The 16,461-nt window shown below is 39.4% G+C and carries 18 protein-coding genes; 4 read left to right on the top strand and 14 right to left on the bottom strand.

The features are described 5' to 3' along the window. Positions 1-28: 28 nt before the first annotated feature. A complete protein-coding gene (locus AA650_RS07380; protein ID WP_053538530.1) occupies positions 29-655 on the bottom strand; it encodes a hypothetical protein in 627 nt (208 codons plus the stop codon). 135 nt (positions 656-790) lie between these two features. On the opposite strand from AA650_RS07380, the gene AA650_RS07375 reads away from it, so the two are divergent. Further along, on the top strand, positions 791-1,702 hold the full coding sequence (locus AA650_RS07375; protein ID WP_053538529.1) for a restriction endonuclease: 912 nt from the start codon (positions 791-793) through the stop codon (positions 1,700-1,702). 181 nt (positions 1,703-1,883) lie between these two features. On the opposite strand, the gene AA650_RS07370 is transcribed toward AA650_RS07375, so the two are convergent. From AA650_RS07370 to AA650_RS07355, 4 genes are read right to left on the bottom strand one after another with little or no spacing between them, the layout of a single operon-like run. Further along, positions 1,884-2,150, bottom strand: coding sequence for an NIL domain-containing protein (locus AA650_RS07370; RefSeq protein ID WP_039199230.1), 267 nt, complete (start codon positions 2,148-2,150; stop codon positions 1,884-1,886). A 59-nt stretch (positions 2,151-2,209) separates the two neighbouring features. Then, a complete protein-coding gene (gene cysW / locus AA650_RS07365; RefSeq protein ID WP_039199228.1) occupies positions 2,210-3,049 on the bottom strand; it encodes a sulfate ABC transporter permease subunit CysW in 840 nt (279 codons plus the stop codon). Further along, positions 3,036-3,905 carry a sulfate ABC transporter permease subunit CysT gene (cysT, locus tag AA650_RS07360; protein WP_053538528.1) on the bottom strand — a complete coding sequence of 290 codons (870 nt, stop codon included), beginning with the start codon at positions 3,903-3,905 and terminating at the stop codon, positions 3,036-3,038. The genes cysW and cysT overlap by 14 nt, the downstream gene beginning before the upstream one ends. 49 nt (positions 3,906-3,954) lie before the next feature. Next, entirely contained in the window at positions 3,955-5,049 is a 1,095-nt protein-coding gene (locus AA650_RS07355) for a sulfate ABC transporter substrate-binding protein (RefSeq protein WP_053541215.1), read from the bottom strand. 698 nt (positions 5,050-5,747) lie between these two features. Between AA650_RS07355 and AA650_RS07350 the strand changes: the two genes are divergently transcribed. Beyond that, the gene (locus AA650_RS07350) at positions 5,748-6,833 is read left to right on the top strand and encodes a sulfate ABC transporter substrate-binding protein (RefSeq protein WP_199924398.1); all 1,086 of its coding nucleotides are present in this window, start codon (positions 5,748-5,750) and stop codon (positions 6,831-6,833) included. A gap of 349 nt (positions 6,834-7,182) precedes the next feature. Here the strand turns inward: AA650_RS07350 and AA650_RS07345 are convergent, their stop codons facing one another. Beyond that, on the bottom strand, positions 7,183-7,956 hold the full coding sequence (locus AA650_RS07345; protein ID WP_053538527.1) for a class II glutamine amidotransferase: 774 nt from the start codon (positions 7,954-7,956) through the stop codon (positions 7,183-7,185). Positions 7,957-8,380: 424 nt separating this feature from the next. Between AA650_RS07345 and msrB the strand changes: the two genes are divergently transcribed. Then, on the top strand, positions 8,381-8,875 hold the full coding sequence (msrB, locus tag AA650_RS07340; protein WP_053538526.1) for a peptide-methionine (R)-S-oxide reductase MsrB: 495 nt from the start codon (positions 8,381-8,383) through the stop codon (positions 8,873-8,875). A gap of 136 nt (positions 8,876-9,011) precedes the next feature. After that, on the top strand, positions 9,012-9,350 hold the full coding sequence (locus AA650_RS07335; protein ID WP_039200904.1) for a hypothetical protein: 339 nt from the start codon (positions 9,012-9,014) through the stop codon (positions 9,348-9,350). A gap of 210 nt (positions 9,351-9,560) precedes the next feature. Here AA650_RS07335 and AA650_RS07330 read toward each other — a convergent pair whose 3' ends face one another. From AA650_RS07330 to AA650_RS07295, 8 genes are all read right to left on the bottom strand, one after another. Next, positions 9,561-10,322: a phycobilisome rod-core linker polypeptide gene (locus tag AA650_RS07330; protein ID WP_027402206.1), complete on the bottom strand. Its 762-nt coding sequence runs from the start codon at positions 10,320-10,322 to the stop codon at positions 9,561-9,563. Positions 10,323-10,529: 207 nt separating this feature from the next. Next, entirely contained in the window at positions 10,530-11,258 is a 729-nt protein-coding gene (locus AA650_RS07325) for a phycobilisome rod-core linker polypeptide (RefSeq protein ID WP_027402205.1), read from the bottom strand. A 245-nt stretch (positions 11,259-11,503) separates the two neighbouring features. Then, entirely contained in the window at positions 11,504-12,247 is a 744-nt protein-coding gene (locus AA650_RS07320; RefSeq protein WP_053538525.1) for a phycobilisome rod-core linker polypeptide, read from the bottom strand. Positions 12,248-12,496: 249 nt separating this feature from the next. Then, positions 12,497-13,333, bottom strand: coding sequence for a phycobilisome rod-core linker polypeptide (locus tag AA650_RS07315; RefSeq protein ID WP_039200908.1), 837 nt, complete (start codon positions 13,331-13,333; stop codon positions 12,497-12,499). A gap of 37 nt (positions 13,334-13,370) precedes the next feature. Next, positions 13,371-13,970, bottom strand: a complete 600-nt coding sequence (locus AA650_RS07310) for a HEAT repeat domain-containing protein (protein WP_053538524.1) — start codon at positions 13,968-13,970, stop codon at positions 13,371-13,373. Positions 13,971-14,075: 105 nt separating this feature from the next. Continuing rightward, entirely contained in the window at positions 14,076-14,906 is an 831-nt protein-coding gene (locus AA650_RS07305) for a HEAT repeat domain-containing protein (RefSeq protein ID WP_053538523.1), read from the bottom strand. A gap of 16 nt (positions 14,907-14,922) precedes the next feature. After that, entirely contained in the window at positions 14,923-15,162 is a 240-nt protein-coding gene (locus AA650_RS07300; RefSeq protein ID WP_053538522.1) for a phycobilisome linker polypeptide, read from the bottom strand. 49 nt (positions 15,163-15,211) lie between these two features. After that, entirely contained in the window at positions 15,212-16,072 is an 861-nt protein-coding gene (locus AA650_RS07295; protein WP_053538521.1) for a phycobilisome linker polypeptide, read from the bottom strand. Between the last annotated feature and the right edge of the window lie 389 nt (positions 16,073-16,461).

The raw sequence follows: 16,461 nt of genomic DNA, 5'->3' as shown, positions 1-16,461 counted from the left end.
AAAGGAAGAAGTTAGAAAGTTACATTTATTAATTTTGGGTAAGAGTTCCTACTAAAATTTGCATTAATATTTCTAAATCAGTTGGAACTCGATATAACATTAAGTCCTGAGTTATGAGTTTATTTTCTCGTTGAAAACTTCCAAATTGCCAAATCTCTCCAGTTGTTACAGCACCATATAATATTGGTTCATCTCCTTCAATCCATTGATCTAAAGCAATTAATTCAACTGCAAGTTGAGTAAATCCTCGTGTTAAATCTGCGTGTTTTGCCTCTACAACTAAAACCTGATGTTGAGATTGCAAGTAATAATCTAAATCACCTCGCAAAAATTGATTTATTTCAATGGGATATTCAATATTAATTTTAGATTCAGTAATATGTGCAACTTCTAAGAGAATTGGCGCAATTAAAACTTCTCTTCTTGCAGCTTCACTTGTTAAACTAACTCTTTGAATTGCTTCTTCTAATCGTTCTTTGAGATTAACTAATCGAGTGAATTTATCATTGTTTATTGGAAAATTAATTGTTCCTCTGGTTAAATTAACGCCTAATTCTTGTAAAATATCCGCAGGTGCAAACCTTAACTCAAAATACTTACGAAATGTGTATGTTTCATTAGGTTTAAGAATTGGGGGACGATGTGATTTATTCATAAAGTTATAAATTATGTTGTCAGTTTTTTATCTTTTATATTTATTATAATATATTTCTTTGGTGCGGTGATATAAAAATACTGCAAAAAAATACAAGAGTATGGTATAAAAAAGTAATACATTAAGTTGTGGAAAATGACTATTCCTGATTTTCAAACTATTATGCTCCCTTTATTGCAATATGCAAGTGATGGTAAGGAACATTCTTTAAGAGAGGCTATTACATATTTAGCTGATGTTTTTAATTTAAGTGATGAAGAAAGAAAAGAATTATTATCTAGTGGACAACAAGCGGTTTTTGATAATAGAGTAGGTTGGGCGAGAACTTATTTGAAAAAGGCAGGTTTATTTATTTCTCCAAAGAGAGGGTTTTTTCAAATTACTGACAGAGGTAGGGATATATTAATTCAAAATCCATCAGAAATTAATCTCAAGTTTCTTAATCAATTCCCAGAGTTTATAGAATTTAAAACTACTAAAAAAGATAATGATAAATCAGAACCGGAAATTATAGAAATATCGGAAACTACACCCCAAGAATCTATAGAATTTGGATATCAAAAAATTAGAAAGGAATTAGAGTTAGAGTTACTTAATCGGGTGAAAAGTTGTTCACCTGATTTTTTTGAAAGATTAGTGGTAGATTTACTTGTAAAAATGGGTTATGGTGGTTCAAGACGTGATGCTGGGAGAGCAATTGGTAAAAGTGGTGATGGGGGAATTGATGGGATAATTAAAGAAGATAAATTAGGTTTAGATATTGTTTATATTCAAGCGAAAAGATGGGATAATACTGTTGTTGGTAGACCAGAAATTCAAAAGTTTGTCGGGGCTTTACATGGACAAAGAGCAAGAAAAGGTGTTTTTATCACTACTTCTAGATTTTCCCAAGAAGCTAGAGAATATGTATCTATTATAGATAGTAAAATAGTGTTAATAGATGGACAAGAATTAGCCCAATTAATGATTGATAATCATGTGGGTGTTTCCACAGTTTCTATTTATGAGATTAAAAAAATAGATTCCGATTATTTTACAGATGAGTAATTATTAAACCAGGGTTATTTCATTCTAAACATAATTCGCCCTGAACTGAAGTAGCCTACGGAAACGCTACGCGAACAGGGCTAATAAATAAATTCCGTCAAAACGGACTATAAACTGCTAAATAAGAATGAAATAGCCCTGATTGCTTGGATCTATTGCTGAATCTGGCCGGCAATTTTTTTTACCAATCACTAATACTATTCTCATCCCAAACCTGCAATTTCAATTCTTGCAAATAATTTAACCCATTTTGAATTTGTGTTTCTGTTCCTTGTAAATCTAAGTCAAACCAACCATCACCTACAGCATTTTGTCCGAGAATTGCAGCTTTGATATTTACTGTTAAGCCGTATTCGGAAACTAGGCGAGAAATAACAGGTTCTTGATGATGATCTTGAGTGATTCTGATGCGAATTCGCTTGTTTATCAGGGTATTTTCACTGCTCATAACAACTCCTAAGATGTAATTTTATATCTGTCTAAAAATTACCCATTACCTATTACCCATTATTCAACTTCTTTAATCTGGGTTTTGCGTTCTAGAATTTCCTTGAGTATCAAGGTGATTACGGCTAGAAATGCTAACAATACAGCCGCAGAAAAAGCAGCTTCAGTTTCATATTGTTTGTAAGCATCTTCCACGAATAAGGGTAAACTCTGGGTTGTATTAGCAATGTTACCAGATACGACAGAAACTGCGCCAAATTCACCCATTGCTCTGGCATTTGTTAAGATTAAACCGTAGAGTAACCCCCAGCGAATACTCGGTAAAGTTACTCGCCAGAAAGTTTGCCAATCGTTTGCACCTAATGTTCTGGCGGCTTCTTCTTGATCTTTGCCAAATTCTTCTAAGATAGGAATTACTTCTCTGGCGACAAAAGGCATACTCACAAAGGCGGTAGCCATTACCATTCCTGGAAAAGCAAAGATAATTTGGATATTATGTGCTTGTAGCCAAGGACCAAACCAGCCCTGTCTGCCGTATAGTAGGACTATCATTAACCCGGCGACGACTGGGGAGATGGAAAAGGGTAAATCAATGATACTGAGAACTATAGCGCGTCCAGGGAATTTATGTCGAGCGATCGCCCAAGCCGCGCATAATCCAAATACTGCATTTACAGGGATGGAAATCGCAGCCAGTAATAGAGTTAACCAAGCTGCATGGAGAAATTCCGGTTTTGCCAGGTTGGATAAAAATGGTCCAGTTCCCTTTTTGAAAGCTTCAAAAAAAACATTAATAGCTGGAATATATTGAACCAGAAATAGGTAGGCGATCGCAATCCCAATTAAAACCGCCGGCACCCAACTTTGTTTTTTTTGTCTTTTAACTTTATCTATTGTCATATCTTCTCGCCCAAGCTTGTAAGAAATTAATTGCTAACAACATCACCAAAGAAATTCCTAATAAAACCACACCAATTACAGTTGCACCGGAATAGTCATATTGTTCCAACCGTTGGAAAATTAACACAGGTGCAATCAAATCTTTATATGGTGTATTAGAAGAAATAATTACTGTTGAACCATACTCTCCCACAGCGCGGGAAAAACCCAAAGCCACACCAGTTAAAATTGTCGGAAATAAAGGCGGTAAAATCACTTTCCAAAAAGTTTGCCATTCGGAAGCACCCAAACTCCAAGCAGCCTCTTCAATTTCCGATTCCATTTCTTGCAGTACCGGTTGGACAGTTCTCACCACAAAAGGTAAAGATATAAATATCATTGCTACCCCAACTCCCAACCGAGTAAAGGATACCTTAATCCCCATTGGTGCTAACAATGAACCCAGCCAACCATTATCACTATAAACTGTTGCCAGTGTTAAACCTGCTACTGATGTTGGCAAAGCAAATGGTAAATCTACAGTCGCATCAATAATCCGTTTCAAAGGAAAATCGTAACGCACCAATACCCAAGCAATCAAAGTTCCAAACACACCATTCAGCAAAGCTGCAAATAAAGACGTAACAAAGGTAACGTTATAAGTCGCCAATGCTAAATCATTAGTCGCAATTTCCCAAAACTTCTCTGGAGATTCCGTACTAGCCTTGAGAAACATGGCCATAATCGGAATAAATAACATCACAGTTAGATATCCCAAAGTAATTCGCCAAGTCCAAGGAAGATGAAGCAAATTATCTAGAAACACCTTCCAAATCGAAGGTTTAATATTAGTTTGTACAGGAGAAGATACAGCCATAATTTAATCAGTTGTTAGTTGTTTTTTAGAAAATTCAGGGGCTTGTCAATTACCGCTTATTTTTAGCTTGAATTTGGTCAAAAATTGCCCCTTCAGCAAAGAACTTTTTCTGAACAGCATCCCAACCGCCTAATTCTTTAACTGTACCTAAAGTTTTGATTTGGGGATATTTGTCAGCAAACTCTTTACTCTTAGCTACTGTTTCATCAACAGGGCGAAATCCTACTTTTGCAAATTCCTGTTGTGCTTCTGGAGTGAATAAGTATTTAACAAAAGCTTCCGCCACCTCCCGATTACCATGTTTATCAACATTTTTATCAACAACAGCAATAGGATTATCAATTGAGATATTCACATCAGGAAGAATATAATTGGTTTTTTCACCCTTGTCTTTGGCCAAAACAATTTCATTTTCATAATTGATCAAAGCATCACCTTGTCCTTGTTTAAAAAATGCGTCTGTAGCTTCACGAGCATCTTTAGTTAATACAGGGACATTTTTATAAACCTTAGTCACAAACTCAATGGCTTTTGTTTCATCTCCACCAGTTTTAATGACCGAATTCCAAAGTGCGAGAAAATTCCACCGCGCTACCCCAGAAGTTTTAGGATCTGCGGTAATTAGCTTAACATTATCTTTCGCTAAATCAGCCCAATTCTTAATACCTTTAGGGTTGCCTTCACGAGTTACTAAAGCAGCGACAGATTTAGAAACAATAGCATTATTAGGAAATTTTTTCTCCCACCCAGCTTGAATTAATCCCGCCTTCTCAATTTTTTGCGTATCTAAAGCTAGTGCTAGGTGAACAACATCCGCTTCTAAACCATCAACTACAGCACGAGTTTGTGAACCAGACCCGCCATAGCTTTGTTTGAAAACTACAGTTTGGTTATGTTCCTTTTGCCATTTTTCCACAAATTTGGGAATAATGGCAGCGTGAGCAGCTTTAGTGACAGCAAAAGATACAAGGGTTAGTTCTACATTCTGGCTTTTACCCGTATCATTACTGGTGTTTGTCCCAGAACAAGCAGCAAGAGATACACTCAATACCGTTCCTACTAAAACAAGTGAGACAAAGCCTTTGAGAGAATTGGGGCTAAACCTCAGTTGTAATATTTTCCGTAATTGTTGCCACAAATTCATTATTTTTCCTCCTGTAAAACTACGGATAATTAATTTCTTAGCTTGCAATTATGCTTCAGCGCACAAGTACATAATTGTCAATGCCATTTCAATACCTTGTCCATTTTTTGTAGGTCGGGTTAAGCGACAGCGCAACCCGACACATTTGTTGGGTTATGGCTATGGCTCCTACGTCGCCACGCAAGCTATCGCCACACTATGGCTAACGCCTCCCGTCAGGGATACGTGAACGTACCTCAATCCAACCTACAAATCAAGACTTTTTTCGATTTGGACAAGGTATTGCCATTTAAAACAGCATATTGACGATAGGGAATATGGTGATTTTACCAGTTTCAGGACAAATTACAACGCCTCTAATAAAGAAGTATCAATTTTCAATTGTATTTATAGAGGTTGCAAAATATAAATACTTACTTAAATAGTTATTTATAATATATAAATTAAATCAAATACTTGCAGCAAAAATAGATTTAGTTTATCAAAAGACTTAATATATAAGCTTTACAAGTAATAAATTACCAAAAAAATAACTGCAATATTAAATACATACAATATCCGATAGGAAAATAGTTGTTTTTAAGTACAAAAACTATTGATTTTATTTATTACATCTGGTAAGCTCTTTTCGATAGGTTAAATACTGTATCCTGACAAAGATGCCGTAGATTATTTTTAAGCCAATTTAAGGACATCCCATGACAGATAATTCTTCCAATACTAAAAAATTAGTACCAACAACAAAGCCATTCTTTCCTACGCTGTTCTTAGCCACAAGTTTAAGTATAAGCACTATTCTACCTGTATTTGCAGGTACAGCCCAGAAAACACAACTCATTAGTCAAAGTGGTAAAAAAGTTGAACTTACCTTAGTTACTTACGCAGTCACCAAGGCAGCTTACGCTAGAATCATTCCCGATTTTGTGGCAAAATGGAAAAGAGAAAAAGGTCAAGATGTTCTAATTCGGGAAAGCTATGGTGGTTCTGGCTCTCAAACCCGCGCTGTTATTGATGGTTTAGCCGCAGATGTGGTAGCCTTAGCATTGGCTGGAGACATTAAAAAAATTGAACAAGCCGGCTTGATTCAACCAGGTTGGGAAAAAGAATCTCCGAATAACGCAATTGTTACCCGTTCAGTAGTTGCGCTGGAAACTCGGGCTGGTAATCCCAAAAATATCAAGAATTGGAGTGATTTAACGAAACCTGACGTTAAGATTGTTACCGCAAACCCCAAGACATCTGGTGGAGCTAAATGGAATTTTCTAGCTTTGTGGGGTGCTATAGTTAAAAATGGTGGAAATGATACCCAGGCTTTGAAATTCGTTACTAATGTGTTTAAGAATGTGGTTGTATTACCCAAAGATGCACGGGAGTCTAGTGATGCTTTTTACAAAAAAGGTCAGGGTGATGTATTACTAAACTATGAAAACGAAGTCATTTTAGCTGCACAACAGGGAAAAACAGATATTTCTTACATAGTTCCTCCAGTTAATATTTCTATAGAAGGACCTGTCGCAGTTGTGGATAAAAATGTTGATAAGCATGGAAATCGTGAAGTATCTGAAGCTTTTGTCAAGTTCCTTTTCACTCCAGCAGCACAACGTGAGTTTGCTAAAGTCGGTTTTCGTCCAGTTGATCCTACTGTGTCCAAAGAAGTAAAAAATAAATTCCCTTATATTGCCCGACTCTATACTGTAGCTGATATTGGAGGCTGGGGTACTGTACAGAAGAAGTTCTTTGCTGATGGTGCGATTTTTGACAAAATTCAAGGTGGAAGACGCTAAATATAGCAATTCTTGATTAAGTCTAATTATTCTGACAGCAGTTTTCCCCTCTTATGAGGTACATATTAGCCCCCTCATCGCACCCCCTAAATCCCCCCGCAGCGGGGGGAAGAAAAGGATAAGCTTTTGATACGGGAGGGGGTTGGGGGTGGGGTTTTTGTGCCTCATAACATCGGGAAGTGCTGTAAGTCGCGGTGAAGATAAAATTTTTTAGGGATGCAGGATTTTATAGACCGTGACTTTAATGTATCATAAGTCAATGCCTTCGCTGAATTAAAACCAGCTTTGATTTTTTTTGGATTTAATGATGAATTTTGCTCTTTCTTATTAATAAAATAGTTGTCAAAAATCAGGCAAATTTTAGGGGTAATCCATCCTGAAATATTAATAACTCTCCCGGTGGGATTTGTGTCCAAACTTCGTTATCGGTTAGGGGTGTGGTAACAATGACAGCAACGCGATCGCTTGGTGTGGTCAATTCGCTAAAATCTACAGTCATTTCTTCATCAATTAAATGCGCCGCAGCAAAGGGTGCTTGTCTAATAATGTAGCAAAGTTTGGTTGAGCAATAGGTGAAAAAATGCTGACCATTTGATAACATATAGTTGAAAGATCCAAGAATTGCTATCTCTTTGGTGATTTTATGTAATGTCTGGTAGAGTTCCTTTAATGATGGTTGTCCTTGGGGAAAATGCGATCGCAAAGTATTAAGAATTAGGCAAAATGCTTTTTCGCTGTCGGTAGCGCCCACAGGTTGAAAAGCCCCATGATTTTCTGGGTTAAAATCTGGTAAATTACCATTATGAGCAAATACCCAATATCTACCCCAAAGTTCCCGACGGAAAGGATGACAGTTTTCTAAGGCTATTTTACCTTGAGTGGCTTTGCGGATATGAGCTATCACATGAGTAGAATGAATGGGATACTGACGGATAAAATCGGCAATTGGTGACGCTATAGAAGCTTCAGCGTCTAAAAAAATCCGACATCCTTTACCTTCAAAAAAGGCAATTCCCCAACCATCACTATGTTCATCTGTTTTTCCTCCTCTGGCAGAAAAACCTTCAAAGGAAAAGCAAATGTCTGTGGGTACGTTGCAGTTCATTCCTAACAGTTGGCACATTAGTTTTGTCGTTGTAAAGATCAACTCCAGGGTAACTGATTAATTGTGATGGGATAGGTGCAATTTGTACATTTAATTAGCAAATATATGAGGCGTTGGTGAATTGGGGTATGAAAGTCGAAAATTCCATCTCTCAAACTCTTACTCTCTGCGCCTGGAGCGTCTCTGCGTGTTCGCGCAGCGTGCCGTAGGCATAATAAAATCATACTTTTACTCAGCAACACCATATATGAATATACCTCCTGCATAAACGCCGATAATCCGATAGAGATACCGTATATTTAAATTTATTTTAGAATTATCACATATTCTTTTCAAGGGAGCAAGATGTTTTGAGGTGATTTTCATCAATTTCTCGTCAGAGAATTTATCAATCTTGTGGAGTTGTTTGGCTAAGGAAGAGAAAAATAGCAAATAATAGATTATGGACAAACGCAATTTTTTACAAATCAGTACCCTATTAGTCGGTACAGCCTTTTTTTCCCATTATATCAATTGGAGTTCAGAATCTATGGCACTTTCTAACACAGAGTTTGCAGTGACAAAAACAGAGGAAGAGTGGAAGAGTATCCTCACACCAGAACAGTTTCGGGTGTTGCGGAAACATGGTACAGAACCCTCCCATACCAGTCCCCTCGATAAGCAATATGAACCTGGTACTTATGTCTGCGCTGGGTGTGGACAGGCTTTGTTTACTGCTGATACTAAGTTTAATAGTGGTACTGGCTGGCCAAGCTTTTTTAAACCCATAGAGGGGGCGATCGCTACTACTACAGATAGAACATTTTTCATGACCCGAACTGAAGTCCATTGTAGTAATTGTGGTGGACATTTAGGCCATGTTTTTAATGATGGACCCAAACCAACTGGTCTCCGTTACTGTATGAACGGTGTATCTTTACAGTTTACACCTGCGTAGATCACTAATACGGTTCACTTTTTAAACTCTCTCAAGGGGTGCAAACCCCTTGTTTTATTCTGTCAAAAGCAGGAAATTGGAATATAGCAGGTAGAGTTTAGATAAAATTGTCGAAAACAAGGATAAGGATTAGATAATGCAAGTTCTCAAAAGATCCATCAAACCAGAAAGTTATATATCGTTTCTCCACATTTACCAAACTACTTGGGGAACTGCTGGTGATATTTGTTTAGTTCGGGAATCTGTAGCTGAATCTAGTGCATCTAAGTTTGTGGGTCGCAGAATTAAATTAGCTCTCCCTAAAGGTATGGAACGTGATTACTTAGTGAATATTCCCATCATTAAAATTGCAGGTTACGTAGGTGAAGGGCATCCTAAAGATCCACAGTCTGAATGGGAAGCCTATGATGGTATAGATCCAGAAATAGCGATCGCAGTTTTGAAAATTTGGGGCTTTAAGTTAATTGAGTTATAGAAGATTTCACTTAAGGTACATCTTCATAGAATAGGCAAAAAACTCCTATTTACAAAAACCATGAGCAACAGCACAAAAAATTAAGAGTGCGTCAAGAATTATCTTCCTAACGCACCCTATAAATTAAAAATTTTTGGGTAAACTTAGTACACAACAGCGGAAGTTAACTTTTAATTTTTAATTATTAATTTTTAATTCCGCCTAGCGGTACTAGCGTTTGCCACGGTAAGGAACAGCATTCAGGTAATCAATATCAAAAGAAGATAGCTTTTGAGCATAGTTACCTTTACCAGATACAGAAGCCGCCATAGCTTCAAAGTTGCCGGGATCACCTGCTTTCAGACGCTTGGCTTTAGCTTTAGCAGTATAGAAATTCTCCAAAGTAAAGCGCCAGTCGGTTTTGACTGTACCGGCTGTTTCTTGGAAGTCAGCACCGTAACGAGGAGTTACCAAGTTAAAAGGACGATCTACAAACCGCTTGCGTTGGTAAGGTACGGTATTATCACCAAAGTTTTGGGTATACTCTTCGCTATCTAATAAAGCATCAACGAAACCGCCAAAGCCCTTGTTACAAATAACAATTGACCAAGCAATTTCTTCCTTTTTATTGTAAGCACAACGACCCAATAAGCGTTTGAGGGTGATGTCTACTAAACGGTAGTTGTTGTTAACAGAAACAACCAAACGATAGAAAGCTTCAGATTTAGCTAAACCGCGAATAAAATCACGAACTGACAAAGAACCGTTTTTGAGTTGAGATTCTAAGGTCCCTTGACGGTTAAACTTGAGAATTTCATGTTCACTGAAAACTTGGCGATAAGCAGCCCAAATGATGTTTGTCATGTCAGTGTAAGAACTAACATCTTCAATGCGATAGATATAAGGTGTATCTTCATTTTGGTCAGCAACACCAAAGCTGGCCACTCGGTGATTTTGACTACTTGGATTGTATTGAAGTAATGGCAATGCCATATTAATTTTCTCCTTTTATGATCAAATTAAACAAAGAAAGATTTCGTTCTAGAAATACCCCGCCCAGAACTGAAGTTTAGGGCTAATAACTAAAGTCCGTTAAAACGGACTATAAACTTTTTTTTCAGTCGTCTTGAGACGACTTTTGCTATTAGACTCAGAATTCATTCTGAGGCGGGATTACTTACTTATTTTCCCCTCAAAAGGTTAGTAGATATCACTAATTCCTAACCAATTGAGAATCAACAAGAAAGTGATGCCTGCGGTTATTACCAGTAATACAGCAGACAATGCCCCCAAATCAACATTTTGCCCAGAGCCTGGGTAGAAACCTCCACGCCATTGACGAATATACGGCCATTTTTGGACAATACCTGCCCGGTCACGATAATCAGCACCATAGCGGGGAGTAAAGCTGATTGGTCGGTCTGTGGTCATTCGTTTGCGTTGATAGGGTACGGTATACTCACCAAAGGCTTGTTCATACTCGCTACTATCAATCAGAATATCTACAAATTTTCCCCAACCTAAAGTAGCAATTTGAATTGACCAAGCAATTTTTTCTTGCTCATTATAGGGAGAACGACCCAAAATTCTTTTTAGAACCATTTCTACCAACCGATAGTTGTTATTAGGTGTTACAACTAGCTGATAAAATCGCTCTGATTTCACCAAACCACGAATGAAGTCTTTAACCGTAATTGACCTATTTTTGAGTTGGGTTTCTAGGGTAATTTGACGGTTAAATTTGAGAATCTCCTGTTCGTTGAAGATTTGGCGATAAGCAGCCCAAATTAGTTGTTCAAGTTCGCCGGAAGAATTAGCATTTTCAATTCGGTAGATATAAGGATTGTCTTCGTTAATATCTGCCGTACCGAAGCTGTTCACTCTTTGGTTTTGAGTTGTAGGTTTGTATTTAAGTAAAGGAATTGCCATTTTAAAGAACCTGCCTTTTGGTAAAGTTGGCATCTTAAAATGTCGTAATACTTAGCGAAATAACTAAAATTAAAATCCTGAAAAAAATGCAAACTTTGTCACTTTTATCACCGAAATTTCCCAGCTAGTTAAAAAACTATTTAGGAACGCAAATTTAATAACCTGCAATTCTGATGTAACCTGGAATGGTGCGTTACGCTGTCGCTAACACACCCTACTTTTGCACCTTATTTAATTCACATTCCTTAGCGCAGGGGAAAACTAGCACTAGGACTAATAGAAACAGGAATACCTGTTGATTTGGTGTCTCTGGTAGTGTTAGGAATTTGGATGTTGGCAGTGCTAACTGGTGTGTGAGGCACTGTTTTAATCTTAATGGAATTTGCCATATCCAAAAAGTTTTTGATGTCGCCCCATTTGTAACGAGCATCCTCGATTTGGTCGCGCCAGTAGTCGCTGTATCGTGGTGTTACTAAATTAAAGGGTCTATCTTTATAACGTCGTCTTTGGTAGGGAACGATATTTTCCCCAAAGTTGTTTTGATATTCTTCAGAATCTAGTAAAGCATCCACAAAACCGCCCCAACCTTTGGTAGCAATCACAATTGACCAAGCGATTTCTTCTTCTTTGTTATAAGGTGCGCGACCCAATAACCGTTTTAGTCCAATTTCTACTAATCTGTAGTTGGAGTTACTCTGAATTACCAAATTTTGGAAAGCTTCAGATTTTGCTAAACCCCGGATAAAATTGCGGACGGTAATGGCTTTGTTTTTGACTTGGGATTCTAAGTGAACTTGGCGGTAAAATTTGAGAATTACGTGTTCGCTAAAAAGTTGCCGATAAGCCGCCCAAATTAGTTCTTCTACTTCTCCACCAAAGCCGTAGTCTTCGATGCGGTAAATTTTGGGTGTATCTTCGTTGGGAACTTCATAACCAGAAACACGCTGGTTTTGAGAACTGGGTTTGTATTCTAGTAAAGGTATTGTCATGTTTGTCAGTTGTTAGGGAACAGGGAACAGGGAACAGGGAACAGGGAACAGGGAACAGGGAATAAGTATTTTCGGCGTTGCTGAATTGAGGTATGAAATTGAAAAATCAAAAAAATGAAACTCTTACTCTCTGCGACTGGAGCGCCTCTGCGTGTTCGCGCAGCGTGCCGTAGGCATAATAAAATCATACTCTTAATCAGCAACGCCGTATTTTCCAATTACCAATTACCAATTACCAATTACCAATGACTAATTTTTAGCATTAGCAGGGATGTAACGATAGGGTAAGGAAACTGCCACAGGTTTAATGCTGGGTTGTTCTTGGTTATCTCTGCTAGTGTCAGGTATTGCGGTGTTACTAACGAAAGATTGGGCTGTCGCCAAACTGCGTTGGTAGTTGCATTCGTTGGTAATAATTGTTCCCGCCATAATGAAGAAGTTGGCGGGAATCGCCCGACGGATATCTGCTGTGGTCAGTTGTCCTGATGTGCGGATACTGTAGTAGGAACGACCAGCCAAACCACGCAGGTTTTGAGTATCGCGCCAGTCAGCACCATAACGGGGGTTAGCTAGGTTAAAGGGGCGTGAGCCAAAGCGACGACGTTGGTAGGGGACAACATCATCACCAAAGTTGTCTAAATACTCGTCTGATTCTAATAGAGCATCTATAAAACCGTGTAAACCTTTGGTAGCAATCACAATTGACCAAGCAATTTCTTCGTCTTTGTTGTAAGCAGCCCGACCTAAGAAACGTTTTAAGGTGATGTCAACTAAGCGATAGTTAGAATTTGTATCCGCTACTTGGGTATGGTAAACGTCTGATTTACCTAAACCTCGAATAAAATCACGGAGGGTAATCGCCCGATTTCGCAGTTGTGATTCTAAAGCGGTTTGCTTGTAGCTGGCTAAAATCAAATGTTCGCTGAAAATTTGGCGATATGCAGCCCAGATGATGCTATCAATATCTTGGTCTGAGGTAGCTCTATCTAAGCGATAAGTAGTTGGGGTGTCTTCGTTGGCAACTTCATAACCTTCTACTCGCTGGTTTTGCGACTTGGGCGCATATTCTAGTAGTGGTATTGACATCTTTACTTTTACCTTGTTATATGGTATATAAATCAGTTTACTGAGCCAAGGCTAACTGAACGCGAGCGCGAACGGCTTTTTCAGTATCGTTAGTCAGCATTAATTGAAATTTAGCCGAAATAGGTAATTGCACTATAGCTACTTTTGCTAAAGCTTGTAACCCAACAATAGCAGCATAACGAATTGACCAATCTGGATCTTCGCAAATCAACAGAAGTGTCTCTAGGGCGCGGTTAATGGCTATTTCAGCTTCAGTAGGTGCTAATTTCTGCCAATGTATGTTTCCTAATCCCTTCGCAGCAGCACGGCGGACACTAGGGGCAAAGTCAGTCAATGCAGTGGAGATGAGAATATCCAAAGCACGGGGATCTGCGATCGCAGCTATTGTACGAATCGAATAAGCCCGTGCGCCATAGTTATAATCATCAATTTGGTCTAGCAATTGTGGCACTGCTATTTCTCCCAACTCCGTCAACCCGGCTGCCGCCACTATGGCCGCTGCTGGATTGTTATAACCAAAGACGGCAATTAAGGTAGGAATTGCCAATGGATCTTTGGCTGCTGCCAAATTTTTAACTGCTGTCACCATTTGCTCAGGTGTTTCTGCTACGGTGACAGCCCGAATTAGTTCATCCATTTGATTAGTCGTCAGTGGTCAGTGGTCAGTGGTCAGTGGCTTCGCCGTGAGCGTCAGCCGAACGGTCAGTAGTTTTGCAACTGACAATTAACAACTGACTACTGACTATAAGAGTGAATCTATGAGATTCATGATTCGGATAGCTGGTTCGGATATATCAAAAGTATCAGACTGTTCTGGCAGTTGATACTCTAATAGTCCTTTTAAAGCAATAAGTTTAAAGCTACTTTCCACTTGCGCTTGGGCGATCGCCTCTGCTGCTGCCAAATACCCAATCGCCCCTAAATCCCCCAACACAACGCGACGCATTTTCAAATCACCTGTTGCCAAAGTTTTCACTAATAACTCACCATAAATAGAGTCTTGTGTCAGTTGGTACATGGCTCTCGCGGCGGAGCATTGTAATCGAGGAACAGAATGCTTGAGAAAAGGCTGCACAAGGGAAATAGCCTCAGTTGCACCCATAGCTCCTAAGGCTTCTAATACTGCTGTATAGGGTTGGGCAAGGTGGGGAAAACCAGGTACTTGTACAGCTTGGTCAACTCCCCCATCGAGCAGTTTGATCAGTGCTGGTAATGCGGTTTTATCCTGAAGCATAGCTAAAGATTGGGCTGCTGCTTCGCGGACATAAAAATCACTACATTCTAAACACTTAATCAAACCTGGTACGGCTTTTAGGTTGCCCAATTTACCAAGCGCCCTCGCGGCATTACGCCGTAAGGGATAACCACCCAGTTCGGTTCTGTCAGATTCATCCTCTAACGCCTTGATCAGTGCGTCTATGGCTTCTGGCTGACTGACCCGGAACTTACCCAACCACCAAGCAGCATAATAGCGGAGACTTAAATCTGATGATTGCAGGTTAGCGATCGCTATCTCTGGTGTGAGATTTGGGGCATTCTCTACAGAATATGCTTCTCCACTGGTTTCTATCATTGCCAGGGCGTTATGTTTATTCTGCTACTGTCAAAGTTTCAATTTTGACTATTCTGCCACCTAAACGGCTAATTCGTTGCATTTCCTCATTCATCCGGCTGTAGGGTACGGTAATAAACACGCTACCACTGCGGCGAATGTCAAATTTATTTTTGTCGCTTTCTTCGTTTTGCTTTAAGCCGACAACTTCGTAACGAAATACGCGGCTTGCAGATGAGGAAACGCTACTAGCGCCAAGTGTGGTTTGACCGAACATTACTTCTATATCTCCTATGATGAGTTTTGTCGGTGAACAGCACCGGATCTTAGGTTGAAATTACGCTGACAATTTTGCCGCCAACTCGATGAATTTGCTGCATTTTGTCTAAAAGGCGCTCGTAAGGTACAATAAATACTGTGCTGCTGCGGCGCACGCTGGGGTATCCTGGATTGCGGATGCCTGTAACTTCAACTCGGTAGGTACGATTTGATTCTCCTACAGCATTACCCAAGTTTTGCTTAGGAGCGTTACCCGCAGATACACGGAAACCCCAGTTTTCATTACTGCCAGATGGTCCAACAACTGATGAGGTCTGATTACTAGCTAATTCCCGCGCTAAACGAGATTTAGAACCTTCGACTTGAGCAGTATCGCTGTTTGCATAACCCCGGTATAAACGGAACATCCGAGTAAATCCGGCTGCACTTTGTCCTATTTGAAAATCAAAACCGCGATAGTAGGGAACAACACTTTCCCCAAAGCTATTTTGATATTCTTCAGAATCAATGTAGGAGTCAATTTCTGCGTCGTAACCTTGGTTAATATATAAGTCTAAGTGGTAAGTTACTTCGGACTCATTGTATGGTGCGCGACCCAACAAATGTTTATAGTTGAGTTCAATTAACCGGGTTTGAAAACTGTTGTAGAAGAATTTAGCTTTGTAGAGTTCTGATTTAGCGATGCTGCGAACAAACTCACGGACGCTCAAGTTGCCATCGCGTAGCAGTGATTCTGCGCTGATTAAGCGATCTGATGCCAATATATAGTCATTTCCTAAGACTTGCCGATAAACGGCACGAATTACTAATTCGACTTCTTCACGGCTGGCGTTGGGGCGCAGTTCAACTCTGCGTGCGTCGCTAAAAGGCTCTGTCCCCAGTCTGGATGCTGCTGTTGTAATTGCCATATTTTTCCCCTTTATTGTGCCGAATTTTGGCTGAATAAAGCTTGGTCAGTTGTCAGTTGTCAGTGGTCAGTGGTCAGTAGGATTTACCTCTTACCTCTTGCCTCTTGCCTCTTGCCTCTTGCCTCTTGCCTTTTGCCTCTTGCCTTTTGCCTCTTGCCTCTTGCCTCTTGCCTCTTGCCTCTTGACCTGTTTTATCTGTACATAAAACTATGCCCGGAGCTAGATCCAATTGCTAGGTGAACCAGAGTGATCATGTATGGTCTTAACGCCACTCAATTCCCAGTCAGAATGTTTTCTAACTTACGCAGTGACTCCCCATGAACGACTGGTGAACCCCTTTAGGGGTAAATCCATCTAACAATTGTATCCCTCTCCGGGCATGACGCTAT

It is taken from the genome of Anabaena sp. WA102, assembly GCF_001277295.1.
Classification (GTDB): Bacteria; Cyanobacteriota; Cyanobacteriia; order Cyanobacteriales; family Nostocaceae; genus Dolichospermum; species Dolichospermum heterosporum.
Note: the sequence above shows the minus strand (reverse complement) of the source record. Positions and strands in the feature narration are given on the sequence as shown.